Origin of the sequence: Haloarcula sp. KBTZ06, assembly GCF_048595605.1 — an archaeon.
GTDB classification, from domain to species: Archaea; Halobacteriota; Halobacteria; order Halobacteriales; family Haloarculaceae; genus Haloarcula; species Haloarcula hispanica.
This window is the reverse complement of record NZ_CP184337.1, coordinates 1,717,722-1,743,375: the sequence shown is the minus strand read 5'-3', so window position 1 is coordinate 1,743,375 and position 25,654 is coordinate 1,717,722. Positions and strand designations below refer to the sequence as shown.

At 64.6% G+C, this 25,654-nt stretch carries 29 protein-coding genes; 10 read left to right on the top strand and 19 right to left on the bottom strand.

Annotation, left to right across the window (positions count from 1 at the left end):
- Positions 1 to 4: 4 nt before the first annotated feature.
- Entirely contained in the window at positions 5 to 1,927 is a 1,923-nt protein-coding gene (locus ACNO8S_RS09025; protein WP_014040682.1) for a beta-CASP ribonuclease aCPSF1, read from the bottom strand.
- A gap of 174 nt (positions 1,928 to 2,101) precedes the next feature.
- On the opposite strand from ACNO8S_RS09025, the gene ACNO8S_RS09020 reads away from it, so the two are divergent.
- A complete protein-coding gene (locus tag ACNO8S_RS09020; protein WP_004516241.1) occupies positions 2,102 to 2,281 on the top strand; it encodes a DUF5786 family protein in 180 nt (59 codons plus the stop codon).
- Between the two features lie 24 nt (positions 2,282 to 2,305).
- Here ACNO8S_RS09020 and ACNO8S_RS09015 read toward each other — a convergent pair whose 3' ends face one another.
- Both ACNO8S_RS09015 and ACNO8S_RS09010 read right to left on the bottom strand, forming a co-directional pair.
- The gene (locus ACNO8S_RS09015) at positions 2,306 to 2,644 is read right to left on the bottom strand and encodes a glutaredoxin family protein (RefSeq protein ID WP_008313275.1); all 339 of its coding nucleotides are present in this window, start codon (positions 2,642 to 2,644) and stop codon (positions 2,306 to 2,308) included.
- 93 nt (positions 2,645 to 2,737) lie between these two features.
- On the bottom strand, positions 2,738 to 2,980 hold the full coding sequence (locus tag ACNO8S_RS09010; RefSeq protein ID WP_014040681.1) for a BolA/IbaG family iron-sulfur metabolism protein: 243 nt from the start codon (positions 2,978 to 2,980) through the stop codon (positions 2,738 to 2,740).
- Between the two features lie 311 nt (positions 2,981 to 3,291).
- Here ACNO8S_RS09010 and ACNO8S_RS09005 point away from each other — a divergent pair, with 311 nt between their 5' ends.
- The gene (locus ACNO8S_RS09005; protein WP_420181809.1) at positions 3,292 to 3,675 is read left to right on the top strand and encodes a thiol-disulfide oxidoreductase DCC family protein; all 384 of its coding nucleotides are present in this window, start codon (positions 3,292 to 3,294) and stop codon (positions 3,673 to 3,675) included.
- 251 nt (positions 3,676 to 3,926) lie between these two features.
- Here the strand turns inward: ACNO8S_RS09005 and ACNO8S_RS09000 are convergent, their stop codons facing one another.
- Positions 3,927 to 4,337, bottom strand: coding sequence for a CoA-binding protein (locus ACNO8S_RS09000; RefSeq protein ID WP_014040679.1), 411 nt, complete (start codon positions 4,335 to 4,337; stop codon positions 3,927 to 3,929).
- Between the two features lie 46 nt (positions 4,338 to 4,383).
- On the bottom strand, positions 4,384 to 4,758 hold the full coding sequence (locus tag ACNO8S_RS08995) for a winged helix-turn-helix transcriptional regulator (protein ID WP_014040678.1): 375 nt from the start codon (positions 4,756 to 4,758) through the stop codon (positions 4,384 to 4,386).
- 280 nt (positions 4,759 to 5,038) lie between these two features.
- Between ACNO8S_RS08995 and ACNO8S_RS08990 the strand changes: the two genes are divergently transcribed.
- Both ACNO8S_RS08990 and ACNO8S_RS08985 read left to right on the top strand, forming a co-directional pair.
- Complete coding sequence (locus ACNO8S_RS08990) at positions 5,039 to 5,734, top strand: ThuA domain-containing protein (RefSeq protein ID WP_014040677.1); 696 nt, start codon at positions 5,039 to 5,041, stop codon at positions 5,732 to 5,734.
- A gap of 271 nt (positions 5,735 to 6,005) precedes the next feature.
- Positions 6,006 to 7,175: an NAD(P)/FAD-dependent oxidoreductase gene (locus tag ACNO8S_RS08985; RefSeq protein WP_420181808.1), complete on the top strand. Its 1,170-nt coding sequence runs from the start codon at positions 6,006 to 6,008 to the stop codon at positions 7,173 to 7,175.
- Positions 7,176 to 7,343: 168 nt separating this feature from the next.
- Here ACNO8S_RS08985 and ACNO8S_RS08980 read toward each other — a convergent pair whose 3' ends face one another.
- The 3 genes from ACNO8S_RS08980 to glp all read right to left on the bottom strand — a co-directional run bounded on the left by ACNO8S_RS08980 (position 7,344) and on the right by glp (position 11,832).
- A complete protein-coding gene (locus ACNO8S_RS08980) occupies positions 7,344 to 8,567 on the bottom strand; it encodes an iron-containing alcohol dehydrogenase family protein (RefSeq protein WP_014040675.1) in 1,224 nt (407 codons plus the stop codon).
- Positions 8,568 to 8,734: 167 nt separating this feature from the next.
- The gene (locus tag ACNO8S_RS08975; RefSeq protein ID WP_420181807.1) at positions 8,735 to 10,615 is read right to left on the bottom strand and encodes a molybdopterin biosynthesis protein; all 1,881 of its coding nucleotides are present in this window, start codon (positions 10,613 to 10,615) and stop codon (positions 8,735 to 8,737) included.
- Positions 10,612 to 11,832 carry a gephyrin-like molybdotransferase Glp gene (gene glp / locus ACNO8S_RS08970; RefSeq protein WP_420181806.1) on the bottom strand — a complete coding sequence of 407 codons (1,221 nt, stop codon included), beginning with the start codon at positions 11,830 to 11,832 and terminating at the stop codon, positions 10,612 to 10,614. The genes ACNO8S_RS08975 and glp overlap by 4 nt, the downstream gene beginning before the upstream one ends.
- 68 nt (positions 11,833 to 11,900) lie before the next feature.
- Here glp and ACNO8S_RS08965 point away from each other — a divergent pair, with 68 nt between their 5' ends.
- Complete coding sequence (locus ACNO8S_RS08965; protein WP_165353755.1) at positions 11,901 to 12,059, top strand: hypothetical protein; 159 nt, start codon at positions 11,901 to 11,903, stop codon at positions 12,057 to 12,059.
- A 21-nt stretch (positions 12,060 to 12,080) separates the two neighbouring features.
- Here ACNO8S_RS08965 and ACNO8S_RS08960 read toward each other — a convergent pair whose 3' ends face one another.
- Positions 12,081 to 12,701, bottom strand: coding sequence for a DUF7509 family protein (locus tag ACNO8S_RS08960; protein ID WP_023843318.1), 621 nt, complete (start codon positions 12,699 to 12,701; stop codon positions 12,081 to 12,083).
- 98 nt (positions 12,702 to 12,799) lie between these two features.
- Between ACNO8S_RS08960 and ACNO8S_RS08955 the strand changes: the two genes are divergently transcribed.
- Together ACNO8S_RS08955 and ACNO8S_RS08950 are read left to right on the top strand one after the other, a co-directional pair.
- Positions 12,800 to 13,210, top strand: coding sequence for an ArsR/SmtB family transcription factor (locus tag ACNO8S_RS08955; RefSeq protein ID WP_014040671.1), 411 nt, complete (start codon positions 12,800 to 12,802; stop codon positions 13,208 to 13,210).
- Positions 13,211 to 13,274: 64 nt separating this feature from the next.
- Positions 13,275 to 14,492: a tripartite tricarboxylate transporter permease gene (locus tag ACNO8S_RS08950; RefSeq protein ID WP_191906066.1), complete on the top strand. Its 1,218-nt coding sequence runs from the start codon at positions 13,275 to 13,277 to the stop codon at positions 14,490 to 14,492.
- Here the strand turns inward: ACNO8S_RS08950 and corA are convergent.
- The 5 genes from corA to ACNO8S_RS08925 form a co-directional block, all read right to left on the bottom strand.
- The gene (corA, locus tag ACNO8S_RS08945; RefSeq protein ID WP_420181805.1) at positions 14,487 to 15,464 is read right to left on the bottom strand and encodes a magnesium/cobalt transporter CorA; all 978 of its coding nucleotides are present in this window, start codon (positions 15,462 to 15,464) and stop codon (positions 14,487 to 14,489) included. The two genes, ACNO8S_RS08950 and corA, sit on opposite strands and share 6 nt — an antisense overlap.
- Positions 15,461 to 15,631, bottom strand: coding sequence for a hypothetical protein (locus ACNO8S_RS08940; protein WP_014040668.1), 171 nt, complete (start codon positions 15,629 to 15,631; stop codon positions 15,461 to 15,463). Before ACNO8S_RS08940 ends, corA begins: the two co-directional genes overlap by 4 nt.
- Before the next feature lie 43 nt (positions 15,632 to 15,674).
- Positions 15,675 to 16,316, bottom strand: a complete 642-nt coding sequence (locus ACNO8S_RS08935; protein WP_064287455.1) for a DUF6517 family protein — start codon at positions 16,314 to 16,316, stop codon at positions 15,675 to 15,677.
- Between the two features lie 109 nt (positions 16,317 to 16,425).
- A complete protein-coding gene (gene cysS, locus ACNO8S_RS08930) occupies positions 16,426 to 17,904 on the bottom strand; it encodes a cysteine--tRNA ligase (RefSeq protein WP_064287454.1) in 1,479 nt (492 codons plus the stop codon).
- 47 nt (positions 17,905 to 17,951) lie between these two features.
- The gene (locus ACNO8S_RS08925; RefSeq protein WP_050007442.1) at positions 17,952 to 18,437 is read right to left on the bottom strand and encodes a DUF7523 family protein; all 486 of its coding nucleotides are present in this window, start codon (positions 18,435 to 18,437) and stop codon (positions 17,952 to 17,954) included.
- 218 nt (positions 18,438 to 18,655) lie between these two features.
- Between ACNO8S_RS08925 and ACNO8S_RS08920 the strand changes: the two genes are divergently transcribed.
- Together ACNO8S_RS08920 and ACNO8S_RS08915 are read left to right on the top strand one after the other, a co-directional pair.
- Positions 18,656 to 18,814, top strand: a complete 159-nt coding sequence (locus tag ACNO8S_RS08920) for a hypothetical protein (protein WP_023843316.1) — start codon at positions 18,656 to 18,658, stop codon at positions 18,812 to 18,814.
- A 114-nt stretch (positions 18,815 to 18,928) separates the two neighbouring features.
- On the top strand, positions 18,929 to 19,810 hold the full coding sequence (locus ACNO8S_RS08915) for a CbiX/SirB N-terminal domain-containing protein (protein ID WP_151145911.1): 882 nt from the start codon (positions 18,929 to 18,931) through the stop codon (positions 19,808 to 19,810).
- 24 nt (positions 19,811 to 19,834) lie between these two features.
- Here ACNO8S_RS08915 and ACNO8S_RS08910 read toward each other — a convergent pair whose 3' ends face one another.
- Entirely contained in the window at positions 19,835 to 20,950 is a 1,116-nt protein-coding gene (locus ACNO8S_RS08910; RefSeq protein WP_151145914.1) for a PQQ-binding-like beta-propeller repeat protein, read from the bottom strand.
- Positions 20,947 to 21,939: a M48 family metalloprotease gene (locus ACNO8S_RS08905; RefSeq protein ID WP_050038233.1), complete on the bottom strand. Its 993-nt coding sequence runs from the start codon at positions 21,937 to 21,939 to the stop codon at positions 20,947 to 20,949. The genes ACNO8S_RS08910 and ACNO8S_RS08905 overlap by 4 nt, the downstream gene beginning before the upstream one ends.
- A gap of 187 nt (positions 21,940 to 22,126) precedes the next feature.
- Here ACNO8S_RS08905 and ACNO8S_RS08900 point away from each other — a divergent pair, with 187 nt between their 5' ends.
- Positions 22,127 to 23,206 carry a DR2241 family protein gene (locus tag ACNO8S_RS08900; RefSeq protein ID WP_050036701.1) on the top strand — a complete coding sequence of 360 codons (1,080 nt, stop codon included), beginning with the start codon at positions 22,127 to 22,129 and terminating at the stop codon, positions 23,204 to 23,206.
- 6 nt (positions 23,207 to 23,212) lie between these two features.
- Here ACNO8S_RS08900 and ACNO8S_RS08895 read toward each other — a convergent pair whose 3' ends face one another.
- From ACNO8S_RS08895 to ACNO8S_RS08885, 3 genes are all read right to left on the bottom strand, one after another.
- Positions 23,213 to 23,776 carry a DUF7524 family protein gene (locus ACNO8S_RS08895; protein WP_225306764.1) on the bottom strand — a complete coding sequence of 188 codons (564 nt, stop codon included), beginning with the start codon at positions 23,774 to 23,776 and terminating at the stop codon, positions 23,213 to 23,215.
- A gap of 33 nt (positions 23,777 to 23,809) precedes the next feature.
- Positions 23,810 to 24,004 carry a methytransferase partner Trm112 gene (locus tag ACNO8S_RS08890; RefSeq protein ID WP_004956717.1) on the bottom strand — a complete coding sequence of 65 codons (195 nt, stop codon included), beginning with the start codon at positions 24,002 to 24,004 and terminating at the stop codon, positions 23,810 to 23,812.
- 111 nt (positions 24,005 to 24,115) lie between these two features.
- Positions 24,116 to 25,492 carry an adenylosuccinate synthase gene (locus ACNO8S_RS08885; protein WP_420181804.1) on the bottom strand — a complete coding sequence of 459 codons (1,377 nt, stop codon included), beginning with the start codon at positions 25,490 to 25,492 and terminating at the stop codon, positions 24,116 to 24,118.
- Positions 25,493 to 25,654: the final 162 nt, after the last annotated feature.

The following is a 25,654-nucleotide window of genomic DNA, read 5'->3' as shown; positions in this document are numbered from 1 at the left end:
CCGTTCAGGACAGGCGGAACGTTTCCAGGTTCTTCGGGTTGTGCGTCCGCATATTGAACTTCTGGTACAGCGCCGAGGACAGCTGGTTCGTCGTGGACGCGTCGCCGTGGACACAGAGAATTTTCTCCGGTCGCGGGTGCATCGTCTCGACGAACGACTCAAGCCCCTGTCGGTCGGCGTGGCCGGAGAAGCCATCGACCGTCTCCACGTTGAGCCTGAGGCTCACCCGCTCGGCGCGTGGCCCGCTCGTATCGCCCAAGGTAATCTCGTCCTGGCCGCGCTGGATCTGGCGACCGAGCGTCCCCTCGGCCTGATAGCCGACAAAGGCCATCGTGCTGTCCGGGTCGCTGCCCAGCAGTCGGAGCCAGGACATCACGGGGCCGCCGGTGACCATCCCGGAGGTGGTCAGAATGATGGCCGGCTCGTCGTCGGCGATGTCCTGTCGCATCTCGTCGCCGCCGTCGACTTGCTCGAACTGCTCGGCGAGGAACGGGTTCTCGTCCTCGTACAGGATACGCTGGCGGAGGTCGTCCCGGAGGTACTCCGGATACGCGGTGTGGATGGCCGTTGCCTCTCGAATCATCCCGTCGAGATACACCGGCATCGTCGGGATATCGCCCTTTCGCATCGCTTCTTCGAGGACGAGCATGAGCTCCTGGGACCGACCCACGGCGAAAGCCGGAATCAGGATTTTGCCGTCGTTCTCGTAGGCCTCGTTGATGACATCTCTGAGGACCCGTTCGGAGTCGGACTGGTCGGTCTGGTAGTCGTTTTTCCCGCCGTAGGTCGACTCCAGCACGAGCGTCTCCACCCGCGGGAAGTCGTTGACAGCGCCGTCGAGCAGCCGAGTGTCCTTGTAGTGAATGTCACCGGAGAAGGCGACGTTGTACCGTCCCTCGCCGATGTGGAAGTGACACACCGCCGAGCCGAGGATGTGACCGGCGTTGTGCATCGTGAGTTTGATATCGGGCGCGATGTCGGTGACGTTGCCGAACTCCAGAGGAATCGTGTGTTTCAGCGCGTCACGGACTTGCTGGCTCTCGTATGGTGGCGTCCGCCCTTCCTTCGAAGCCACGTCGAGGTAGTCCAGCTGGAGCAGGCCCATCAGGTCTCGTGTCGGCGCTGTCGTGTAAATCGGGCCGTCGTAGCCGTATTTGAACAGGATCGGGATGAGCGCGGAGTGGTCCAGGTGGGCGTGTGTCAGGACGACGGCATCGAGGGAGTTCGGCCCCGCCGCGAGCGCTTCGGGTGCCTGAAGGTACGGGACCTCGCCCTCAGCACCGGGCTTGTCGCCGCAGTCGATGAGGATGCGTGACTCGGGCGTCGAGAGGATGAAGGCGGCGCGCCCGACCTCGCGACAGCAGCCCAGCGTCGTGAGTCGAACCCAGTCCTCGTCGCTCGTAGTGGGGCGGTTGATCTGTCGACCGACGCGCTGGAGGATGTCCCGTCGTTCCTCCCGTTCCTGCTTGAGGTAGTTCCGGACGTTCGAGACCGTCGAGGACTCCATCGGCGGCGTCCGAACGACTTCGGGGGTCCAGCCGACGGAAGCGGAGATTTCGTCGAGGGTCGCGCCGTGGCGGCCGATGACGCGGCCGGGCTTTTCGGCCTCGATGAACACTTCGCCGGTCTGGCGGTCGAAATCCAGGTTCTGGACGCCGGCGTCCTCGGGAATCGTCTGTGTGATTCGTGCCCGGGCTTCGTTCGGCGGGACGAGGGCTTCCTGCGTGGGGCGAACGTTGATTCGTTTGCGAAGCGTCTGTGCGAGGTTTCTGACGATCCCGTCGCGGTTGGCGACCGTCTGCGCATCCGGCGTGTAAATAACCAGCTCCGGCCCCTCGAACGCGACGGAATCGATTTCGATGTCGTCCGGTGTCTCTTCTTCGACCTGTGCTTTGATTCGATCAAGTGTCTCGTCTGCGGAACTCATAAGTTTGGAGATGGAGGCCCGATAGCCGTCGGTAAAACCACGGCTCTCGACTGCCGTTATCTAGCGGGAGTGCAAGCACGGTAAAGAACCTTTGCTTGTCTCGGTATGTCATCGTGTGGTCGTGTCTCGGCAGGAACCGGCGAATTTTAGTGTGGGACTGCGAGTTGTAGTTGTATGGGCTTTGGTAGCTACGATGAATCCGAACAGAAGGACAACGACGTAGACGCAGACGACAGCGAGGGCGTTGCGGTTCACGAGAACGACCACGACGGGTCGGTTTCCTTCGAGACGGAGGCGACCACGAGCGACCTCGTCGACAAACTCGGCGACATGAAAGACGAAGACGAGGAGTAACGCCGCCGCCACTCCCGACTGCGCTTACTGGCCGACTTTTTCCGCGAGTTCACCGCGCTCGTCCAGCTGTTCGAGGATGTCGCTGCCGCCGATGAACTCCCCGTCGACGAACGTTTGGGGGATAGTCTCGCGGTCGCTGTGGCGCTCTAGGGCCTCCCGATAGGCGTCGGTCGCCTTGAGCACGTCCACTGTCTCGATGTCGTCGCGGTGCTGTTGCAGTAGTGCGAGGGCCTTCTTCGAGTAGCCACACTGTGGCATCAGCTCGTTGCCTTTCATGAACAGCACGACCTCGTTGTCCTCGATGACGCTGTCTACCTGGTCCGTGACTTCTTCGGGCGAGAGTTCTTCGGGCTCGAATGCCATACCCTCACTAACGCCGTCGGCAATAAAGGCGTACCGACGGGACAAACGAGGTTGTACCGACGGGTCGAGCGGAACCGCACCGCCGGGATACGACTACTCGGCTTCCTCGGGCGTCAGTGTCGTCAGCTCGATAGCGTGAATGTCGCGGGTGAGATGGTCCCCGAGCGCGTCGTGGACGAGCTGGTGCTGGTCGACTAGTGATTCTCCCTCGAACGCCGGGGACACCACGCGTACGGCGTAGTGTTTGTCGTCGTCGGGGTCCCGCGGTGTGGTGACCGTCGCCTGTGCCTCCGGCAGTTCCGTTTCGATGAGTTCGGCGACTGCATCCTCGTCCATACGCGCTCTGAAGAGAGCGGCAGGCAAAACAGTTGGCGTCACAGTCACGCCGCGGTCACTAACTGAGTGACAGTTGCCGGCTGATACCGACTCCGAGGGCGGCCAGTCCCAGAAGTGCGAGCGCGACCCCGCCGAACCGGACTGCCGAGAACGAGGCCACAAGCCAAACCGTCCAGAGCCCGACTACCAAGGCAAGCCCGCCGGCCACGATCAGTCTGACGAATCGCTCCACGTCCGTACCTGTGGTGATCGGCTGTAAATTCCCGCCGGCTGAACCACAGGTGTTTGTGCCTCGGGTACGTAGCTCGAATATGAGCGACGCTACGCTCGTCTACGACGACGGCTGCGGCTTCTGTACGTGGTGGGCGGACTTCATCGACGAGCGGTCCGACCTCGAAATCGTCGGGTTCTCCGACCTCGACGACGACCTGCTGGAGCGACTCCCGGACGACTACGAGTCCTGCTCGCATCTGGTGACCGAGGAGGAGGTGTACTCCTGTGGGGAGTCCATCGAGACAGCGCTCACCTACACTGACATAGGCAAGCCGGCGCGGCCGCTGGTCTCCTTCTTCCGGCAGTTCGAAGACTACGAGCGGTTCCGCGAGCGGGCCTATCGACAGGTCGCCGATAACCGTTCGAAGTGGGGGAAGGTCATGTCGAAGACGCCGCCAGCGCGCAGGGACGGCACGAACTGACGACCTCGGACCCTGGCGTGTTGCAAATTGCCCTCGCTGACCGGGCTGGCGTAGCGCAGAACCGACACCGGAACCGCGTGGTCGCGACAACGAACACCAGGAGGTAACTGACCGCCAGCGCCCGGTGAACAGCATCCGGACGAGCCAGTACCCTCTGGCTCCCACGGCAGCACACTCCGGATGTGGCCCAGACACAGACTGACCGTACGGGCGACGGCTGTGTCAACCGCATTCAGCCGTTATCTGCCTGTTCAGGCCATCAGTTGCTGGTGGGTCGGCTTCATACAGCGGTCCTGGACGACGCGGCGGCCGGCCGCTTCGGCACGTTCGACGGCCTCGTCGTCGTGGATGCCGAGCTGGAGCCAGATGACGGCGTCGTCGTCCCGTTCCAGGGCCGCGTCAACGATGTCGCTGACCTCGTCGCTTGGCCTGAACACGTCGATGATGTCTATCTCGCCGGGAATCTCTGACAGCGAGTCGTAGGCCTTCTGTCCGAATATCTCGTCTGCGAAGGGATTGACCGGAATCACCTCGTACCCCTGTTCGCGGAGGTACTTCGGGATCTCGTGAGCGTCCTTGCCGGGGCTGGTCGAACACCCGACGACGGCGACGCGGTCCAGTTCGAGGATCTCTCGGAGTTCGTCGTCCGAAGTAACAGGCATACACGGATGTTAGCCGGGCAGCAACAAAAGCGATTGCCTGCGGGACTTACTCCGTGGGCTCGTCGGCCCCTGTCGGTTCCTGCAGGTATGTCTGGCCCCACGCTGCCATTTCGGTGATTACGGACTCAAGTGACTCCCCGTGTTCGGTGAGCGAGTAATTGACGCGAAACGGTTGTTCGTTGATTACTTCCCGGTCAACGAGCCCTTTCTCCTGTAGGTCTTCGAGGCTGTCAGAGAGCACTTTGGAAGAAATCCCGTCGACGTTCTCTTTGAGTTCGTTAAATCCTGACGGGCCGTTATCAAGCAGTCGGTGGATGATGACGGGGTGCCACTTCTTCCCGATGAGGGACGCCGTCGTGGTTATCGGACACCACTCTTCGCCAGCACACCAGACGGAGAGCTTCTCCGGTGAATCGCTCATATCTTGTCGGGATTTCGGCCGCGGCCGGCTAATAACTACCCCTGTGCAGGTAGCCGGACGCTACTGTTCGTGGGCTATAGTAATAATTGAAACGATGTACACACCTGATCGCACTGCTGTCGTGCGATCAGGTGTGTATTGATTTTCAATGGCTACTATAGCTTGGGAGACACAGTGGACCCTCGCACAGCGTGTGCCTGCCCAAAATCATGGCGAGCGGCAGCTTCCCAGCCATGAGAGAGTAATTATATTTTTCTCCGGTTATTCAGTGTATTCTTGTATGGTTGCAGTCACCGTGTGGAACGAAAACCGGCACGAACGGGCGACAGGCCCGGCCAATGCGATGTACCCCGACGGGATCCACACGACGTTGGCTGAGATGCTTACTTCCTACGGCCACACCGTCCAGACAGCGACACTCGATGACCCTGCCAACGGACTAACCGAGAAGATACTCGCCGAAACTGACGTTTTATTGTGGTGGGGCGATGTCGCACACGATGCTGTCAGCGATGCGACTGCGAGCCGCGTCGAGCAGGCTGTCCGTGAGGGAATGGGGTTCATCCCGCTACACTCCAGTCACGAATCGAAGCCGTTCGAGGCACTCATGGGAACGACTGGCACCCTGCGCTGGCGCGAGGAGGGCGAGCGCGAGCACGTCTGGGTCGTCGAATCGAGCCACCCAATTACCGACGGGCTTCCCGAGGAGTTCGAACTCGAACGTGCCGAGATCTACGGAAAGGGGTTCGACCTGCCGATACCGGACACCCTGGTGACTGTAAGTTGGTGTGGCGACGGCACAGTGTTTCCCAGCGGGTGTTGTTACTACCGTGATGCAGGACGGATATTCTACTTCCAACCCGGCCACGAGACGTTTCCAGTGTATCACCGGCCGGTCGTCCAGAAGCTCCTGCACAACGCTGTTACCTGGGCCGCGCCGGATGAGACCGACCACCGCTGCGCTGGACAGTCCTGACAGTCGGGACAACCGTTGTGCTGTCTGTTAGCTCTCGGTTGCCCCTCCTTCTGTTTGATTGGCCGACCAGAAAGGACAGACTGTCTCTGTAAATAGGTGATTAGGAGGCGTCTTTCGGAACGGTAGGTGCTGTTTTACCTCGGGAGGGTGACCGAAGGCGACTGCAAACTTAGGGGGCTGGGTCACGACCGTGAGCCAGCATGCGAGGACAACAGCGGAGCCGTAGACCGATTCCAAAGGGTTTGTATCTAATGACTTCGGAGAGTGGCCTATGACAGAGAACGTGGTCGTACTCGGTGCGGGGTACGCTGGTGCGGGGGCAATAAAGAGTTTAGAGGACGAGCTAGACGGTGTGACGGACGTCGATGTGACCTGGATTTCTGAGACGGATTACCACCTGGTCTTGCACGAGTCCCACCGCTGCATTCGGGACCCGAGCGTTCAGGAGAACATCGCTATTCCCGTCCACGAGATCAAACAGCCCTCGACCTCGTTCGTTCAGGACGAAGTCGTCGGCATCGACACCGACGCCCAGGAAGTGGCCCTCGCCGATTCCGACACCGTCGAGTACGACTACCTGCTCGTGGGGCTGGGCTCGCAGACCGCATTCTTCGGCATCGAGGGCCTCAAAGAGCACGCGCTGACGCTCAAGAGCCTCGACGACGCGCTCGACATCCACGACAACATCCAGCAGGCCGCTCGTGACGCCTCCACCAACGACCCCGCGCAGGTCGTCATCGGCGGCGCTGGCCTTTCGGGTATCCAGACCGCCGGCGAAGTCGCCGAGTTCCGCGACGAACACAACGCACCAATCGACATCCACCTCGTCGAAGGGCTCGACCAGGTCCTGCCCAACAGCGACCCGGAACTGCAGGGTGCCCTGCGTAAGCGTCTGGAAGCCGCCGACGTGAACATCAAATGCGGGGAGTTCATCGGCGAGGTCGACGAGGAGACGGTGTACATCGGCGACGAAGACGAACTGGACTACGACGTACTGGTCTGGACTGGCGGCATCACCGGCCGCGATTGTATGCAAGATGTCGACCTCGACAAAGACGAGCGCAACCACCGCGTCCACGCGGAAGGGAACTTCCAGACCGACGACGAGCACGTCTTCGCTATCGGCGACTCGGCGCTGATTGACCAGCCGGGCGACCAGCCCGCCCCACCGACCGCCCAGGCCGCCTGGCAAGCCGCCGAAGTCGCCGGCGAGAACCTGGCTCGTGCGGTGCGGGGCCAGCCGCTGAAGACCTGGACCCACAAGGACAAGGGGACGGTTGTGTCGGTCGGCGAGAAAGCCGTCGCCCACGACGTTGTGAACATGCCCATCGAAACCTTCGGCGGGATGCCCGCGAAACTGCTGAAAAAGGCGATTGCCGCCCGCTGGATCAAGGACGTTACTGGCGTCGGTCGGGCCGTCAAGGCCTGGCCCGACATGTAGTACCTTTTTACGTCACCCCCTCTCCTCGCGGCGCTTCGCGCCGCTGTGGGGAGCGGGTTCGCAAAAATCTACGCTAAAAACGACCGTCTCGCTCCCGCTGGTCGCGAGACGTGAAACCGCGCGCCGATGGCGCGCGGTATGCTGTTTTGCCCGTCTCCGAGCAAGGCACTACCAGGCCGACTCTAACACGCTGACGATGTCTTTTCGTGTGGGTTCCAGTTCTGACGGGACGTTCGCCATGAAGGCGTCTTCGAGGACGGCGTCAGCAACTTCGGGGAACGCCTCGCGGTCGGGGCCGTCAACATCCCGGAGTCGTGTCGGCAGTCCCAGCGTCGTCACCACGTCATTGACCCGGTCGACGACCGCAGCAGCGGGGTCAGAGGCCTCACCGACACCGAGAGCATCGGCGAGTAGTGACCGCCGGCCGTCGACCTGCTCGAACAGGTACGAGAGGGCGTGTGGAGCGATAACCGCGTGGGCCGCGCCCTGCTGGACCTCGTAGGTCCGGGTTAGTCCGTGGCCGAAGGCGTGGATCAGCGAGAGCGTCGTCCCATCGGCCCGCGAGATGCCGTACTGGACGAGCATGATGCCCCGGGTGAGCGACTGATACACCCACGGGTCGTCGTCACCGTTACCGAGTGCGAGCAGTCCGTCTGTGAGAAGACCGAGACCGCGCGACGCTGTGGCGTCAGTTATCGGGGTTGAATTAGCCGCGTACAGCGTCTCGATACCTTTGTCGAAGCCGTTCATCGCCGACGCCGCGAGGACCGACCGGGGCGTCGTCGCGATCAGTTCGGGGTCGTAACAGACGGCTGCGGGCATCAGTTTCGGATCGCCGACACCGCCGCTGGTCGGTTCGTCCACAGGGCAAGTATCGGGCACGGCTGTGACTCCCGCCACGATAGAGAGGTCAGCGCCGGCCAGTGTCGTCGGGACAGCCACAATCGGCGGCAGCTCCGTTTCGGGGACGGCTATCGTTCCGGAATCGACGAACGCCTGACCGACAGCGGCCGGATCACGGTCGGTTGCCGCGAGGATACTGATGATTTTCGCCACGTCGAGGCTGCTCCCGCCGCCGACGGCCACGAGACAGTCGGCATCGACCTCGCGGAAGCGTTCGAGCCCGTCGTAAGCGGTACCGAGCCGCTTGGCTGGCGTCGTTTTCGCGAAGACGCCAGCCAGCTGGTCACCGAGCCCCTCTCGAACGGGGTCCATCACAGCCGGCGTCTCACCGACGGTAGCGCCACAGACGACCAGCGCGCGGTCGTCGCCCTGTGCGTCTAGCTCCGTGTCAAGCGACCGAACGGCATCGGGGCCGTACCGCAGCGTCGCAGGGTCGTACTCGAACCGGAACGGGGCGTTGAGGTCGGCGGCAAGCGGTGTGTCGGGCATTGCTGTGACTCACTCGGCCCCGCTCGTCTTTAGCCCTTCAGGTCGTCAGCGCCGTCGGTCGCCACAGGTCGAGCGTTCGGGTCGTCTGCAAGCGTGGTCACGTCGTCTGTCCGTGGTAAAACCGTAGCGTATTCTCGGCAGGATTCCCGTGCTCAGACCGGCTCCGCCTACTGTGGCTCCATGCCGGCCATCCCGTCAGTCAGTGCGCCGAGGTCGGAAAGCACCTCGGCGAGCGAACCGATACTGTCTTTCTCCCGTCGGTCCGGGTTCACGAGCACCCGAACCGATTCCGTTCCCAGCGAGACGAATCCGAGGTCGAGTTTCGCCGCCGTAGCACGGAGGCCGAGGCCCGCGTCCGCGTCGCTTGCAAGCACCTTCCGAGCGGGGCTTTCGTGTGCCTTCGTCGTGAGTTCGTAGCCGTCGATAGCATCGATGAGTTCGGCGCGGCCGACACCCCGTTCCTCGCCAAGTGCGTCGACCGCGTCGTCGAAGCTCCGCCGCAGTCCAGAAGCGCTGTCGCGGTTGACGAAGCGGTAGTCGCCGTCGACGAGGTCGCCCAGGTCGGACACATCGGTATCAGGACTGACGACCAGTCCCCACTCACGCTGCCATCCCCCGATGTCGGTCGCTTCGTGGTCGCTGCTGGTCGGACCCGCGACGACGGCAATATCGGGCACGCCGTTGTCGAGGCGGCGGAGCCCCTCGGTGGAGCCGAGCGGGAGATACCGCGGGCGGGAAACGGTGTCAAGCAAGCGCGAGAGGAGGGGGTCGTCCTCGCCCATGCCGAGAAGCGTCGGCGGTCTGACCGCCGGGGAGAACAGCGTCACGTCGACTGCCTCCCCCTCAGCAAGGTAGTCTGTCCCCGGCGGCACGTCCACGAAGCCGTCGGCGTCGACGAGGCTCGTCGTCGCGCCGCTGCCCTTGTCGACGGGATAGACCAGCAGCGACCCCGTCTCGTCCTCGACCAGGCCGGCCGGCATGAGGCGTCTGCGCCCCTCGCCGTAGCGTTCCTGGACCGCCATCGTGCCCGAGACCGTCGCTGTCTGTGGCGGGTCCCGCCCGGCGGCGTCCCGGACCGCCGGCGCGACGAACGTCTGGAAGATGGTCAGCGCCGACACCGGGTACCCGGGCAAGCCGACGTACGCCGAGTCGCCGATAGTGCCGACGAGCATCGGCTTGCCGGGCTTGACGGCGACGCCGTGGAGCCTGAGTTCGCCGCGTTCCTCGATCACGCGGTAGATGACGTCCACGGCACTCGCGCTGGTCGACCCCGACGAGAGAACGAGGTCGCACTCGTCGGCCGCCTCGTGGAGCAACCGCTCCATCTCCGCGTAGTCGTCGCCGGCGTGGGGGTACATCACCGGATCGCCGCCGGCCTCCGAGACAGCGCCGGCGAGCGTGTAGCTGTTCACGTCGTATATCTGGCCGGCGGCGCTGTCGAGGGGATCCCCGGGCCGGACGAGCTCGTCACCGGTCGAGAGGATGCCGACCTTGGGACGACCACGCACCGGGACCTCGTCGAGGCCTAGCGCCGACAGGAGTCCGATTTCCCGCGGCGTGATGCGCGTTCCAGGTCCGAGGGCGCGTGCCCCGGCCGCGATGTCCGCGCCGGCAAGCATCACGTTGTCACCGGGCGCGACGGATGTGCGTATCTCGACGCCGTCGGCTGTCTCGGTCGTTCGCTCGACCATCACGACGGCATCCGCGCCGGGCGGCATCACCGCGCCAGTGGAGATCTCGGCGACCGACCCCAACTCGACCGTCACGTCGGGCTCCTCGCCCGCGTGAACTTCGCCGGCGACTGAAAGCGTCACCGGGTCGGCCTCGTCAGCGCCGAAGGTGTCCCTGGCGTGTACGGCGTAGCCGTCCATGCTCGCGCGGTCGAACCCCGGCACGTCGATGTCGGCGTCGACTCGCTCTGCGAGAACACGGTCCCTGGCATCTGCCAGTGGGACCGTCTCCGGGGCAGGGTCGATGTCGAGGTCCGCGACGACCTCGTGGGCCTCCTCGGGCGACGCCAGGTCGCGGAACTCGCGGCGGTCGCTCATTGGGACCACTCCCAGTCTTCGACAGTCACGGTGTCGCCGGCGTCGTACCCCTCGACGGACTCCGGCACGACGACCCAGCCGTCGGCGAGCGCGACACTCGAGAGGACGCCCGAGCCGCTGGCCCGCGTCGGCGTCGCGGTCGGTTCGTCATCGTCCTCGGTGTGTAGTTCCACCCGGGCGTAGGTTCGGGTCCCCGGTTCACTGGCTATCTTTCGTGTCAGCTCGGCCTCGGTGGTCGGCGGCGCTGTCGACGGGAGGTGGCCGGCCTGTCGGAGCGCCGGCCGGAGGAACTGGACGGCGTTGACGATACAGGCGACCGGATAGCCCGGGAGCATCAGAATCGGCGTCTCCTCGACCACGCCCAGCGCGACTGGATGGCCCGGCTTCAGCGCGACGCCGTGGACCAGCACCTCGCCGATTCCATCGACGACCTCCGGGAGCAGGTCCCGCTCGCCGACGGAGGACCCGCCGGTCGTCACCACGATGTCGTGGTCGAGGTCGTCGCTGATGGCCGCCCGGAGCGCGTCCACGTCGTCGGTGACGATATCGCGGTAAGTCGCTGTGCCGCCCCAGCGTTCGACGTACTGGGTGACGGTCTGGCCGTTCGTCTCGATGACCTCGCCCGGCGCGGGGTCGTCCTGCACCAGTTCCTCCCCGGTCGGAATCACGCTGACGGTTGGCTGCTCGTACACCTCGACGGTGTCGTTACCGACGGATTTCAGCAGGCCGAGGTCCGACGGACGGAGCCTGTGGCCTGCCTCGTAGAGGGTCTGCCCTTCCGCCACGTCCTCGCCGACCGGCGCGACGTTCTCGCCGCCCGCGACCGCGTCGAACACCGTGACGGTGTCGCCGGCCACCTCGGTCTCCTCGACCATCACGACGGCGTCGGCACCCTCGGGGAGTTCGCTCCCCGTGTGGACGCGAGCCGCTGTTCCCGTTGTCACCGCCTCATCGACCCGGAGCGATGCCGGCGACCGCTGGCTCGCGCCGAACGTGTCCTCGGCCCTGACGGCGAAGCCGTCCATCGCTGCGCGGCGGTAGTGTGGCACCGCGCGCTCGGCAGTGATTTCCCTCGCGACGACGCGCTCGTCGGCGTCGCGCAGCGGGACGCGCTCCGTCCGCTCGTGTGGGGACACTGCGTCAAGCAGCGTCTCCCTGGCCGCCGTCACCGGCGTTCGGTCCTTGAACCCGGCCGACTTTCGGGACTCGTTGCTCATGTGGGTACGAATGGCCGGCACACCAAAAAGCTCGCCAGGTTCAGGAGGGTAGTGACAGTAGCGTAGGTGTGAGTGAGTCGACCCTCCGCTGTCGTCTCTGCGGGAGCGAACTCTCGACGGGGCTAGTCGCGACCGACAGCCGGCACTGCTGTCTCAACGCCACACCTATCGCCGGGACCTGCCCCGAACACGGGCCGGTCGGGCCGCACCACGCCGTGGAGAGGTGAGTATCACCGTCCCCAGCTCGGTCAGTCGAGGCGGTTGAGGTCACCCCGACGCTCCCGATGCATGACACCACCGGCGAACCGACGCAACGTGTCGACGAGTTCTGATTCGGTTTCGTACGTTTCGATTCGCAAGTCCCAGCGCACCGACGCCGACCGAATCATCGCACTCGTCACGTCGTCCTCATGGATGAACACCATCCGATCACCGTGCGTGTCCGCGAGCCGTTCGAGGATACTGCCGGCCTCCTCACCAACGCCGAAGTTGTGTCCGAGAAACGGCAACACGAACGCGGTGGCATTGCTGCATCGCGCAAACTCGATACTCTGTGTCGCCGCGTCCACGTCGTCAGTGTCAATGTCGACATCAAGCGCCAGAAAAGCGTTGAAGCCCGGGTCGGCCCGGAGCGCCCCCTGTACCCGCCGCAACAGTGCTTTCGCCTCATCGATTTCAGCTTTGTTCTGAAACAGTCGCCGGAGTGGGCCAGGCAGGTCGCCGATATCGATATCGGCTCGCTCGGACTCGCTAAGAACGTAGTTGAGATTGAACGACTTGTAGGGCCCCATCAGATAGAACAGGAACCGGTCGTACCGAACATCCCCGACCTGGTCCATAATCCGCTCCCGTGTTATTTCCGTCGCCATAGTGACACCAATCTGCCACCATATTATAAAAGTAGGTATTTTCAGTATTCATTGGCTTGAGAACAGCTAAATATGAGCCGTCCGTACACACAATTGAGATGTCGACGGACCATTCGCGAGCGGTGGACGGGGAGCCGCCGGAGGACCCGGCCGACCTGCTGCCCGACGACAGCGTTCTCAGTCTTGAGGAGTACCTTGATATGCACGCTGCGGTCGGCAACCGGATTCGGTACGAAATCCTCTACCGCCTCGTCCACGGTGGGGAGATGAGTCCGACGGAACTGGATGACATGTTAACTGTCGATGACAGTACGCTCCACTATCACCTCAACACGCTCGTCGACGCCGGCCTCGTCGAGAAGCGCCAGCGGACGGACCGCGGCCAAGATGGACTCTACACATACTACAGTGCGACTGTCTTCGGCGAGGTGACGCTCACCGACGGCGTCGACGAGCTCATCCGTGGCGAACAGGCCTTCGACGACATGTACGACAGTTCGGCGGAGTGAGTGGGCACGCGGCCGGCACGGAGGTTCAAGTACGGGAACGGGGCCACGCCCCGGTATGCAGTCCATGGCTCCCGCCGCCGACCCGGCAGCGACGCTCGCATTACTCGCTGCGGTCGGAACGGGAGTCGGGCTGGGAACGCTCAGCGGCCTCATCCCGGGGCTGCACGCCAACACGTTCGCGCTCTTGCTCGCCGCCGCGGCGAGCAGCCTGCCCGGCCCGCGGCTGTACGTCGGCGTCGCGATGCTTTCGGCCGGCGTGACACACACCTTCCTCGACGTAATTCCGGCGCTGGCGCTTGGCGTGCCGGACCCGGCGATGGCAGCCAGCGCACTGCCGAGCCACCAGTTGGTCATCGAGGGCCGCGGCCGGGAGGCGCTTCGCCTGTCTGCGCTGGGGAGCGGGCTGGCCGTGGTGTTTGCCGTCCCGCTGGCAGTTCCGCTTACCCTGCTGATGGAGCGAGCGTATCCGCTGCTCCGGCCGTGGTTGTCGGTGCTTCTCGCGGGGGTCGCCGTCCTGCTCGTGGTCACGGAGCACGGCCGCCACCAGCAGGTCGGCGCGGCGTGTTCCCTGGCCGCCAGCGGTCTGCTCGGAATCGGCCTGCTCGATGCGCCGGTAACCGGAGCGTTGCCTGTGTCGGACGTGCTGGTCCCGCTGTTTTCGGGACTGTTCGGCGCGCCGGTGCTCCTGGCCGCTATCGAGGGGGACGGCGTCCCGCCACAGGCCGACGCGACGGTGACGACGCCGCGACGAACGGTCGGCGTTCTCGCCGGTATCGGGACGCTCTGTGGTGGCGCTGTCGGCTACATTCCGGGCGTCTCCAGCGCTATCGCAGCGACGCTGGCGCTGGGCCTGGTCTCCGACCAGGGGCCGCGAGCGTTCATCGTCACGACGAGCGGCGTCAACACGGCGACGGCTGTCTTTGCGCTGTTCGCGCTCATCTCGTTGGGAACGCCCCGAACCGGCGTTCTCGTCGCGCTCGATCGGGCCGAAGTCCCGTTGGTGCTCCCGGCACTGCTCGCCGCGGTCGCCATCGCTGCCGTCGCCGGCGCGATACTCGTCCCGACGCTGGGCGACCGCTACCTCCGGATTGTCGGTCGACTAGACCCGACATACCTCTCGCTGTCCGTGATTGCGGTCCTGATCTGTCTCTCCGCGCTCTTCGCGGGGCTGGTCGGCGTGGGTGCGTTCGGGGCCGCGACCGCAGTCGGCCACTTGCCCCCGAAGTTCGGGGCTCGGCGGGCGACCCTGATGGGGGTGTTGCTCGTCCCGCTGGCGTTATAGGTAGCCCCGCTGGCGGAAATGGGCGAGCAAGACGGCGACGACGATCACCATCCCGATCATCACCGCGGGGTAGCCGAACGCCCAGCCCAGTTCCGGCATGTTGTACGGGCTATCGGCGAAGTTCATCCCGTAGATGCCGACCACGAAGGTCAGCGGAATGAAGATGGTCGCGACGACGGTGAGCATCTTCATTACCTCGTTGGTCGACTGGGACACCGTGTTCAGGTAGATATCCCGCGCCCCCGCCACCAAGTCGCGGTACGTCTCGGTCAGGTCCACTATCTGGACCAGGTGGTCGTACACGTCCCGGAAATACTTCTCCGTCTGTGGCTGGATTTGTTTGGGGTCGCCGCGGGCGAGCACGCCGATCGCCTCCCGCGCCGGCCAGACCTGTTTGCGGAAGGACAGCAGGTCGCGCCGAACGTCGTTGATCCGTTCCAGCGTCTCGATATCGGTGGAGATGGTCACTTCCTCCTCGATCTGTTCGATATCGGTCTCGATCTCGTCCAGCAGGTCGAAGTACGCGTCGACGATGACGTCGATGACCCGGTAGGCCGTGAAATCCGGGCCGCGGTGGAGGAGTCGCTCGTCCCCGCGGCCGACGGCGTCCATCACGCGCTGGACGGACGGGACGGCTCCCGTCGACAGCGTGACGACCCAGTCGGGGCCGATGAACAGGCCAAGCGGCGTCGTTTTCACCTCCTTGTCGAACGTCGTATCGCCGGGCGTGAGCGACGCGGACTTGACGAGCGCGAACGTGTAGGCGTTGAACTCCTGGACGTTCGCCCGGACGTCGGTCTTGATGTCCTCGATAGCCAGCGAGTGGAGATCGAAGGCGGAACTGACGGCGTCGATTTCTTCGGGTGTCGCGTCGGTGACGTGAACCCACGTCGTCCCGACGGCCGTTCGGGCTGCCGCCAGGTCCTCGTACTCCACTGCCTGTCCGTCGGCGTACACCACTGCGGAAATCACGGTGTGTCCTCCGTCGGCGTGGCGTGGCCGACAGCGGCCACCGTCAGGCCGACCATAACCGCCGTCACCGACGCAGACCGGCCTGGGTAGGCGACGCTCGTCCCGACGACGTAGCCGGCGATGCCGACGAGCGTGAGCACCGCACCGGCGACAAACAGCCGATTCATGCCTCCGTCATCACTGGCCCGAAAGAAAACAGTGTCCCCGAAGTCAGTTGCCCGAGTGCGAGAGGCCGCCGAGCAGCGTATCGACGCGTGGCCCTTCGCGGTCGTCGATCCGTTCCGGGTAGACGGCGACGGCGACGACCACGTCGCCCTCGTGCTCGAAGCTCGTGAGGTGGATCAGGACGTCGACTTCCTGACCCTCGATGCTCGTCGTTCCGGAGAACACGGCCACCTCACGGGACTCGCCCAGTGCCTCCACCGAGCGGTTGCGTTCGAACTGGACATCGTTTATCTGGTCGTTCCGGCTGGCGACTTCCTCGACGAGGCGTTCGTTGGACCAGCTGGCGGCCGGGTTCAGCGACTTCCCCGCGACGCTGGCGCTGGGCGTCGAGAAGACAATGAACCGGCCGGCGTTGACCTCACCGAGCGGTCCGAGGTCGATGCCACGGTCGTACTGTCGGACGTGGTTCGTGACGCGGATGGTTCGCTCCTGCCCGGCGACGGTGACCGTCCGCTCGATGGTCTGTTCGTCAGCCATCGACTGCTCGTAGCCGGTCTCTTCGAGCGCACTGTCGCCGACTGACGCCGGTGCGGAGTCGAACTCGACCGTCTCCCCGGTTATCAGGCCGACACAGCCCGACGAGACGACGAGTAACCCGACGAGAAGCGTGAGGATGCCCTTTCGCATTGTTGTTCCTACACTGTGTCCAGTATATAAAGTACATGGCCGTTCAAGCTGTCGGATGAGGTACAAAACACCGCCGATAACCGTTCCAGAGCCGGTCTGTTGTCTCCTTTCAGAGCCGGTAGGTCGGCCCGTCGTCGGTGTCCTGCACCTCGACGCCGAGCGCTTCCAGTTCGTCCCGGAGTTCGTCGGCGCGTTCGTAGTTACCGGCCTCTCGTTCCTGCTCGCGGATGTCCAGAACCAGATCGACCACGTCGCCGGCAAGCGACACGTCGCCGCTGTCGTCGTCGCCGAACGCCAGCCCGAGGATGCCGCCGCCGAGTTCCTCGAACGTCTCGACAGCGCGGCGGAGCCCCTGGTAGTCCCGTTGCTCGTGGGCATCCAGGTGGGAGTTCACTGCGGCCGTCAGGTCGAGCAGCGCGGTCATCGCCTCCCGCGTGTTGAAGTCGTCGTTCATCGCGGCCTCGAACGCCGAGCGGGCGTCTGCGACAGCGTCACGAAGCGTCTCGTCGGTTACCTTCGCGTAGGCGTCCACGCCGTCGCAGGCCTCGGCCGCTCGCTCGTAGCCGCGAGAGAGGCGGTCCCAGCGCTCTTCAGCCTCCGAGATGGTCTCGTCGCTGTAGGTCGCCCGCGAGGTGTAGGCCGTCGACAGCAGGAAGGTCCGAAGCACGTCGGAGCCGAACTCCTCGACGGCATCGGCGACGGTGAAGTAGTTGCCAAGCGAGGAGGACATCTTCTCCTCCTCGGTTTCAAGCAGGCGGACGTGGAGCCAGTACTTCGCGAACTGCTTTCCGGTCGCGGCCTCGCTCTGGGCCACCTCGTTCTCGTGGTGGGGGAAGACGAGATCCTGCCCGCCGACGTGGATGTCGATAGACTCGTCGAGGTGGGTCATGGACATCGCCGAGCACTCGATGTGCCAGCCGGGTCGCCCCTCGCCCCATGGGGAGTCCCAGGTTTGTGCTGTCTGGCAGGCCTCTTCGGCGGGTGCGGCCTCGGGGTGCTGATGTTCGGCGATGTCCTCCGGGTCGACGCCGCCGGCCTTCCAGAGCGCGAAGTCGGCCGGGTGGCGCTTCTCCCCTTCGGTGTCTTCGCCCTGGGACTCGATGTCGTCGACGGACTGGTTCGAGAGCTTGCCGTAGTCCTCGAAGCTGGTCACGTCGAAGTAGACAGAGCCGTTGGCTTCGTAGGCGTGGCCCTGCTCGATGAGTCGCTCAACGAGGTCGATAATCTCCGGGACGTGTTCGGAGACGCGGGGGTACACCTCCGCGCGGCCGAGGTTGAGCGAGCGCATATCGTCGATGACCTGCCCGACGTAGTGGCGGGCCACGCTCTCCTCGCTGTCGCCGTCCTCGCCGACGCGGGCGACGATCTTCTCGTTGACGTCGGTGAAGTTCTCGACGTGGTGGACGTCATAGCCCAGGTGGTCGAGCCATCGGGCCATCACGTCGACATGGACCCAGCCGCGCGCGTGCCCGAGGTGGGGTGGGTCGGAGGTCGTCAACCCACAGTAGTACAACAGCACGGAGTCGGGGTCGCGCGGCTCGAAGGGCTCTTTCTCACCGGTCAACGTGTTCGTCACACGAAGCGTCATTATCGGGGCAAACTGGGGCCGCCCGCTTTAAGCCGTCGGAAGGCGGCTCACCCCTGTACAGTCGCTTCGACCACTCGGAGCGCGTCCGGTCCCGCGCGGCGGCTCACTACCACGACGAGCGCGTCGTCGGTGACGCCGGCGGCCTCGGTCGAGATATCGGTCGCTCGCAGGCGTCCCAGCACCTCGGCCAGCGCCGCCGCCGAGAGGTCACCGGTGGCGACGATGCCAGTCAGCGACCCGGCGCCATCGGCGAAGGCGGCGTCGCCGACTGTGAGGACGGCGGCCGACTCAGCATCGGGGGACTCGACCCGGCCAAGCCCGCTCTGCATCGAGACCCTGGCGTCGCTGTCGTGTGGCGGGTCGGTGGGCAGTTCCTCGGCGAACCGACGGAGCGCAGTCGCGACGGCTTCCTCCTCGCCGTCGATGTCGAGCGTACGTGCGGCGGCCGTGTAGTTGACGATGCCCGCCCGGAGTGCGTCGTAGAGAAACGGCCGCTCGCGGACGGCATCCCTGGTCGCGGCTGCGAGTGACATTGGCGTCGGCCACGGGCGGCGTGGGCAAAAGTCGTTCTATCAGGCGCGAGCGAACGCGGTTCCACGGGGCCGCTCGCTACCGAGGGGCCTCGCCGTCCTGTGATGAACGGTAAACGGGCGCGCTGGACCCGCAGAACTTCGGGACCACTCCCAGCGACTGAGAACAGTCATAGGGGATTGTGCCACAGGAGGCCGTCTCTCTACATGAGGGAAGGACAATGGCTATTGCACAACGCGAACGGCAAGTGTTCGGACAGCCCCTGGAACCGGCGGAACGAGTCATCGGTGGCATCGTCGTCGCTGCTGGCGCGCTGGGACACGCCGCACTGCTGGCAGCCGCTGGGGTGTTGTTCTACGTCCTCCTGTTCGGGCTGTGACCGAGTGGAATCGGTCGGCAAGTACACACTTTCGGCGTTCAACGTTGAACAGCCTGCCGGCTATCCGGGCAGGCCAACGAAGGCCCTAAGGACGGCTCGCACCAACCGGTGGATATGGACGAAGCGCTCGTTATCGCGGCCCACGGCTCTCACCTGAACGCCGAGTCGAGTACGCCCACCTACGACCACGCGGACACGATTCGGGCGACCGGCGCGTTTAGCGAGGTCCGTGAATCCTTTTGGAAGGAGGAACCGTCGTTCCGGGAGGCGCTGCGGACCGTCGACGCCGACGAGGTGTATCTGGTTCCGCTGTTCATCTCGGAGGGCTACTTCACCGAGCAAGTCATCCCCCGAGAGTTCCGCCTGGAGGACTGGGACCCCGAGCTGTGGGACTCCGACGGGACGAGCGCGACCAACGCGACGCTGGCCGCCGAGGACACGGACCAGACGGTCCACTACTGCGGCCCGGTCGGGACACACGACTCGATGAGCGACGTCATCGTCCAGCGGGCCGAGTCCGTCACCGGTGACCCCGACGTCGGCGACGGGTTCGGACTCGCAGTCGTCGGCCACGGCACGGAGCGCAACGAGAACTCCGCGAAGGCCATCCAGTACCACGCTGACCGCATCCGCGAGCGGGACCGCTTTGATGAGGTGCAGTCGCTGTTCATGGACGAGGACCCCGAGGTCGATGATGTCGCGGACTACTTCGAGAGCGACGACATTGTCGTCGTGCCGCTGTTCATCGCCGACGGCTTCCACACCCAGGAGGATATCCCCGAGGACATGGGCCTGACCGACGACTACCGGACGGGATACGACGTGCCGACCACTGTCGAGGGCCACGATATCTGGTACGCCGGAGCGGTCGGAACGGAGCCCCTGATGGCCGACGTGGTGCTTGAGCGAGCGGCTGACGCGGGAGCCGACGTGAGCAGCGCCATCGAACAGGTGCGCGAGGAGACCGGCGGGGGCACCACGGCCGCGGGCGACTAACGGACCCGTCGCCGACGGCGGGGACTACCGATAGCGAGCGACGATTGCTTCGTCACCGGAGTGGACTATCGCGTTCTCTGTGACCGCATAGAGAAAGCTGAAGTCGAGACGGGGTTCGTGCCATTTCAAGCTTCCGTCGTTGTCAAACTGAAACAGGCCGTGGTGTTTCGTGTTGAGGAACACTGACTCACCCTCGGGAGCCGGGGCTGCGCCCGTCGCACCGATATCCGTCTGGTACGCGCTTCGCCCCTGTTCCATGCTCGCGTACCGTTCGTCATTGAACCGCCATCGCTCAGTACCGTCAGCGGTCGTAACAGCTATCAGGGCGTGTCGCTCCGGAACGTAGACGATTTCGTCGTCGCGGCTGAACCGTAACGGACCGTCTGGAACGGTGATGGCCTCATTGACCCAGCGGCGCGTCCCCGAGTCGCGGTCGAACGCCTGTAAGTACTCTGAGCGGACGTAGACGGTGTCGCCGCGGACATGTGGCCAACCGTTGAGGCTCCGCTGGAGGGGCTGGTCCCACAGGGTTGCGCCGTCCAGCGCGAACACGTCAAGTCGGTACTCGTCGCCGGTCCCCCAGTCGACGGCGAGTCCGCCGGGTCCTGCCCCGACTGTCGGCACGTCACTCTTGGATGGGTCGGTGGGGACAGGAAGCGACTTCGACCACCGCTCGGCCCCGCTCTCGCCGCCGAAGGCAACGAGACGCCCGCTCTCGGTCCCGACATACACGCGGCCGTCAGCGGCGGCGACGCTCGACACTGGCTCTTCGACTGTTTTCGTCCAGTCTCGTCCGTCCCCGGCCACCCCGATGACCCGACCGGCCGCTGTCCCGACGTAGAGGCGGGCCGCATGGCTGGCCCAGTCTACCGCGACGCCCTCGAACTCAAACCGGCCCAGTCGGGAGCCGTCGGCGAGATTGTACCGAGCAACGGCCCCAGCCGAGTTGTCGTCGAGTAAGTCCATGGTCTCGAACGTGACCTCGAACAGCGTCCCGTCGACCAGCGTGACCAGACGGCCGCCGTCGTCGGCGGTTTCCCACTTCTTATCGCCCGGGCCGGGGCGATAGCCACACCCGGCGAGCGACCCGATAACGCCGGTAAGCCCCGTGAGAACGGTTCGTCGGCTGTACTCGGTCACGACGGTCCCTCCCGGGCCATCGTCTCCAGTCGTTCGATGCGGGCCTCGGTTGGCGGATGGGTCTGGGGGAACACGTCGTTGGCAACGAAATCAGGCGCGTCTTTGAACTGTGTCTCGTCGATGGGTGCGATATAGAGCGCGTCGAGACCACCGTCTTGCGCCCGGAGGTCGTGGTCTGGGGCCGCCGCCATCTCGTCATCGATGGTCGCCAGCGCGCTGGCGAGCGCCGCAGGGTCGCCGGTGATAGCGACGGCCCCGCGGTCTGCGGCGTACTCGCGGTACCGCGAGAGCACGCGAAACAGCGTGAAACTGGCGAGCCAGAACACGGCTGAGACAGCGAGCGTCAGTAAGGCACTGACTGTCAAGATAAAGATGCCGAGTAAGAGGCCCCGGGCGCTGTCGCTATCGGTGTGTCGGAAGCCGGTGAAAGCACCGGGGATGGCCTGAAGAAGCCCGAGGGTGCTGGCTGCGAGGCTGTAGGTTAGCGTCGGGAGCACGTAGGAAAGCGACATCACGGTGGCGTCGCGGTTCTTGATGTGAGCGAGTTCGTGGGCGATGACGGCGTCGCGCTCGTCGTCGTCGAGTGCGTCGAGCAGTCCGGTCGTGAGCACCAGCGTGGCGCTGTCGGGACTCCGGCCAACAGTGAATGCGTTCGGCGCGTCGCTGTCTGCAATGGCGACTGCCGGTGCCGGAAGGTTCACTGATTGCGCTAGCCGTGTCACGTTTTCAACCAGACCGGGTTCGTCGTCGGGGCCCACGGGGCGAGCGTCCAGCGCCCGCAGGGCGATGGTGTCACCAACGGCCAACTGCGCGGCGAACCCGACCACGACGCCGCCAGCGACCAGCCACGGCTCGATGTAGAACTCGCCGGCCAGCACCCAGTCGGTGGCTAGCTTCGCCAGCCATATTCCGGCCGTGTTCACGAGTGCAAGGCCCGCGTAGACGAACCCCACCGGAAGGAGTCCCACAAGGACGACAGCAGTCGCCATTCGGACCTGTAACCCCCGGTCAGTCGGCCAGTCCACAGCGTCCACCTCCGGACACGGACCGCCCCCACCAAAATGTCATAAATCATCTACGATTCTTGTAAAATATAATTTTACCGAATTTGGAACTATCTCCACTCCGATTGCCGGAACAGGCGACTTTTCCCGGTGCGACACCTACGGCGGCGGTATGGACGACACCCATGTCGAGGCGTTCGCCGAGGCAGCGTCGGACGGTATCGCGTTCGACGGTATCGAGGCAGCGGTCGAGGGTGGACGCTACGCCGTCGAGACGACAGCGGAAGCAGAGAGTACGAGTATCGCGGACCTCGATGGCCTGGCCGCGTCGTACCCCGAGTACATCTCGAACTGGTACTTCTGGCACGCAAAAGCGCCTCAGGCGGAGCCTCGCTGGGCGTATCTCCGGTGGCTCGAAAACGCTGAGTCGACGCCGATTCCGGACCGATACGACCAGTTACGAGAGGGGCTGACGACGACGTGGGGTGAGCTCTCGATTACCGTGACACTGGACGAGGACGACGAGCGGGTGTACGACCTCCGCCACGTCGACGACACGGGGACAGACGCCGATTCGCTGGACGCGTACGACGACCCACTGGACGCCCGTACCCTCGCCAAACACGACGACCGTGACCGCTACCGCCCGCTGAAAACAGCCCCCACTCTCCAGTCAGGCTGGGTGTTTCCCGAACTCGGACCGACGGAGCTAGTCCAGGCGGTGGACTTCTTCTATCCGGCCACGATTTCGAACTGGCACCGTGAGCGCGAGGGCGAGTTGGACGTGAGCCACTGGCGCGACACCGTCGACCGCCAGACGGGCATTTACGGCGTCGTCAAGACCTGGGACCGCGGCGACGGCTACGAACACGTCAACTGGGTCGCCGAGGCTTGCTGTGACGACTCCCAGTGTCTCAAGCGCCGAGAGTGGCAGTACGACGACGAGACCGAGCTCGATGTCGACGGTGGGTCGGGGAAATTCCCCTGCCGTGAACCCTGTTCCCTCGTCATCGCTGGCGCACGCCAGTGGACGAAACTCGAAGGCGAGACGAGCCAGACCTACGAGTTCGAACTCACGCCCAGCGAGAAAGAGCAGGTCGAGGCCATCATCGATGCCGTCGCCGACGGCGAGGCCGAGGACATCCGCGAGGCGGACATCTACGAGGGAGCCAACCGGTACCGGGCGCGGTTCCTGCGCGCGAAGCTGTTCGACGACGAGGGGAACCTCGGCGGCGTCGAGACGGAACAGTAACGGGGTTCAGGACGAGCGAACGGCGACGGACAGAAGTCCCAGCACGATTGTGACTGCGAGGACTGCGACAGCGGTCAACAGCAGGCTCTCGGTGAGAACCAGCGTGATGAGGCCCGCAATCAGGACCGTGAAACCGCCAGCCGCCAGTATCGGTCCCGCGGACAGGTCTTCGAGCCCGGGTTCCGATTCCGTCGCCGATTTCGGCTGTGGCTTCGACAGCTCGTCGTCGACGATGACCGGTTCGTTCTCGGTCCCGCCTTCCGGGATGTAGATGTCGATGTACCGGGTCTCGGCGCCGTACCCCGTCACGACCTTTAGCTTGCCGCGGACCGGGCCGTCACCGTCGACAGTTATCCTGACCAGTCGGTCGGTTTCGGCCCGTACGTGGTGGTTCGTGGCGTCGAGCGATGCGACGGAGGAAAGCGAGTCGTCGAGGTGGAGATGGACGTGCAGGGCCTCGCCGTGATTGACTAATCGTACGTCGAAACTCCCTGTCGCGTCGAACTCGTTTGGAACCTCCAGGCTGTGGATGTCCGTCCGATTGAGGTGCACGGGCAGGGAGTCAGGCACGGACGTGACTCCGCGGGGCGAGGAAAAAAAGGTTCAGGCCGGTGCCTCGTCGCGCATATCCGGCGGGAGCAGGTTCGGAATGCCGTCCTCGATGGGGAACGTCTCGCTACACTCGGTACAGGTGAGTTCGCCCGACAGAATCTCGCCGTCGTCGCGCTCCGTCACTTCGAGGTCGAGGTCGTGCTTGTCCAGAGGGCAGCAAATAATTTCCATCAGGTCCTCTTTCATACATTCGACCAAGACCGGCGGTCGCAAAAGTCTGCCGCTCTCCCAGTGAGTGTCGCCACGTCACTGGGGAATCGTGTGTGAACCCCGCGTCGAAGTAGGGAGAACAGCCCGCTAGAACGGGTGCTCGCGAACGATAGTTTCGCCGCGGCCGGGGCCGACGCCGATGGCGTAGGCCGGCGTGTCGAGTTCGGACTCGATGTATTCGACGTAGGCTTTCGCGTTCTCCGGCAGCGCGTCGTACCCCTCCTCGGCGGCGTCCGCCCAGTCGACCTCGGGCCAGCCGTCGAAGGACTTGAAGTTGGCTTCACAGCGCTTCCACTGCTCGGTCGTCGCGGGCATCGACGCCAGTTCCTCGCCGTCGAGCGTGTACGTGTGACCGACTTTCACTTCGTCGAGGCCGGCGAGCACGTCGAGGTGGTTGATGGCAATGCCGGTGAAGCCGGACACGCGCGTTGAGTGGCGCAACATCGGCAGGTCGAGCCAGCCGACACGTCGCGGGCGGCCGGTGACGGTCCCGTACTCGCCGCCTTCCTCGCGGATGTAGTTCGCCAGTTCCTCGTTCTCGCCTTCGCCCTGCTCGTCGTAGCCGGGCGTGTCGCCGACGACGCCGCCGAGTTCGGTCGGCAGCGGGCCACTTCCGACACGGGTGAGGTACGCCTTCACGATACCGATAACTTCGCCGTCGCCGACGACGCCGGGGCTGAGTCCGGTCCCGGTCGCCGCGCCGCCGGCCGTCGGGTTCGATGACGTGACGTAGGGGTAGTTCCCGTGGTCGATGTCGATGATGGTCCCCTGTGCGCCCTCCAGCATGACGTTCTGGCCCTCGTCGATGGTCGCGCTGAGGAAGGCCCCGGCGTTGACGGTCATGTCCTCGGCCTCGAAGCGGCGGCCGAACTCGCGGAACTCCTCGAAGATGGCGTCCACGTCGAAGGCGTCCGGGTCGTCAAGTTCGTCGACGTCGAGGTCGTACACGTCCTCGACGACGGCCCGCTTCTGCGGGACGACGTATTCGAGGCGCTCCCGGAGCACGTCCGGGTCGAGCAGGTCGCCGACGCGAACGCCGCGCCGGCCGGCCTTGTCCTCGTAGGTCGGGCCGATACCCCGGCCCGTCGTTCCGACTTCCTGGTCTGTTTCACTCTTTACCTTCTCTTCGATGCCGTCGAGCACCCGGTGGAATGGGAGAATGACGTGTGCTCGTTCGGCGATGCGAACGTCCGGGTCGAGGCCGCGTTCCTGGAGCGTGTCTATCTCGTCGAACAGCGTTCGCGGATTGACGACGCACCCGTTGCCGAGGACGCCGACCTTGCCGCGGATGGCTCCGCTCGGAACCAGCGAGAGCTTGTACTCCTCGCCCTCGTGGACGACGGTGTGGCCGGCGTTGTCGCCGCCCTGATAGCGCGCGACGACGTCCACGTCGTCGCCGTACAGGTCGACGATGCCGCCCTTCCCTTCGTCGCCGAGCTGTGAGCCGACGATGGTTACGGTCATCGCACGCACCTTCCATCCACCGTGATAAACAGATTACGGTCCGGAAATCACGCTCGTGAGCAGTACCCATGTGAACCGTTACGACGGTTTTAAGACACCCCTGTTCGAACGTATCAACGTTGTAGCGATTATCCGAGGGAGAACCTTTAAATACCGCAAACA

Coding starts and splice junctions, on each gene's coding strand:
- ACNO8S_RS08905 (WP_050038233.1), bottom strand. CDS start 21,939: ATGGCGACTGCTGTCGTCCTTGTGGGACTCCTTCCGGTGGGGTTCGTC.
- ACNO8S_RS08900 (WP_050036701.1), top strand. CDS start 22,127: ATGGACGACACCCATGTCGAGGCGTTCGCCGAGGCAGCGTCGGACGGT.
- cysS (WP_064287454.1), bottom strand. CDS start 17,904: ATGACGCTTCGTGTGACGAACACGTTGACCGGTGAGAAAGAGCCCTTC.
- ACNO8S_RS08960 (WP_023843318.1), bottom strand. CDS start 12,701: ATGGCGACGGAAATAACACGGGAGCGGATTATGGACCAGGTCGGGGAT.
- ACNO8S_RS09000 (WP_014040679.1), bottom strand. CDS start 4,337: ATGCCTGTTACTTCGGACGACGAACTCCGAGAGATCCTCGAACTGGAC.
- ACNO8S_RS08990 (WP_014040677.1), top strand. CDS start 5,039: ATGGTTGCAGTCACCGTGTGGAACGAAAACCGGCACGAACGGGCGACA.
- ACNO8S_RS09020 (WP_004516241.1), top strand. CDS start 2,102: ATGGGCTTTGGTAGCTACGATGAATCCGAACAGAAGGACAACGACGTA.
- ACNO8S_RS09010 (WP_014040681.1), bottom strand. CDS start 2,980: ATGGACGAGGATGCAGTCGCCGAACTCATCGAAACGGAACTGCCGGAG.
- ACNO8S_RS08980 (WP_014040675.1), bottom strand. CDS start 8,567: ATGCCCGACACACCGCTTGCCGCCGACCTCAACGCCCCGTTCCGGTTC.
- ACNO8S_RS08940 (WP_014040668.1), bottom strand. CDS start 15,631: ATGAATCGGCTGTTTGTCGCCGGTGCGGTGCTCACGCTCGTCGGCATC.
- ACNO8S_RS09005 (WP_420181809.1), top strand. CDS start 3,292: ATGAGCGACGCTACGCTCGTCTACGACGACGGCTGCGGCTTCTGTACG.
- ACNO8S_RS08915 (WP_151145911.1), top strand. CDS start 18,929: ATGGACGAAGCGCTCGTTATCGCGGCCCACGGCTCTCACCTGAACGCC.
- ACNO8S_RS08920 (WP_023843316.1), top strand. CDS start 18,656: ATGGCTATTGCACAACGCGAACGGCAAGTGTTCGGACAGCCCCTGGAA.
- ACNO8S_RS08935 (WP_064287455.1), bottom strand. CDS start 16,316: ATGCGAAAGGGCATCCTCACGCTTCTCGTCGGGTTACTCGTCGTCTCG.
- ACNO8S_RS08890 (WP_004956717.1), bottom strand. CDS start 24,004: ATGAAAGAGGACCTGATGGAAATTATTTGCTGCCCTCTGGACAAGCAC.
- ACNO8S_RS08885 (WP_420181804.1), bottom strand. CDS start 25,492: ATGACCGTAACCATCGTCGGCTCACAGCTCGGCGACGAAGGGAAGGGC.
- ACNO8S_RS08955 (WP_014040671.1), top strand. CDS start 12,800: ATGTCGACGGACCATTCGCGAGCGGTGGACGGGGAGCCGCCGGAGGAC.
- ACNO8S_RS09025 (WP_014040682.1), bottom strand. CDS start 1,927: ATGAGTTCCGCAGACGAGACACTTGATCGAATCAAAGCACAGGTCGAA.
- glp (WP_420181806.1), bottom strand. CDS start 11,832: ATGAGCAACGAGTCCCGAAAGTCGGCCGGGTTCAAGGACCGAACGCCG.
- ACNO8S_RS08950 (WP_191906066.1), top strand. CDS start 13,275: ATGGCTCCCGCCGCCGACCCGGCAGCGACGCTCGCATTACTCGCTGCG.
- ACNO8S_RS09015 (WP_008313275.1), bottom strand. CDS start 2,644: ATGGCATTCGAGCCCGAAGAACTCTCGCCCGAAGAAGTCACGGACCAG.
- ACNO8S_RS08995 (WP_014040678.1), bottom strand. CDS start 4,758: ATGAGCGATTCACCGGAGAAGCTCTCCGTCTGGTGTGCTGGCGAAGAG.
- ACNO8S_RS08975 (WP_420181807.1), bottom strand. CDS start 10,615: ATGAGCGACCGCCGCGAGTTCCGCGACCTGGCGTCGCCCGAGGAGGCC.
- ACNO8S_RS08985 (WP_420181808.1), top strand. CDS start 6,006: ATGACAGAGAACGTGGTCGTACTCGGTGCGGGGTACGCTGGTGCGGGG.
- ACNO8S_RS08925 (WP_050007442.1), bottom strand. CDS start 18,437: ATGTCACTCGCAGCCGCGACCAGGGATGCCGTCCGCGAGCGGCCGTTT.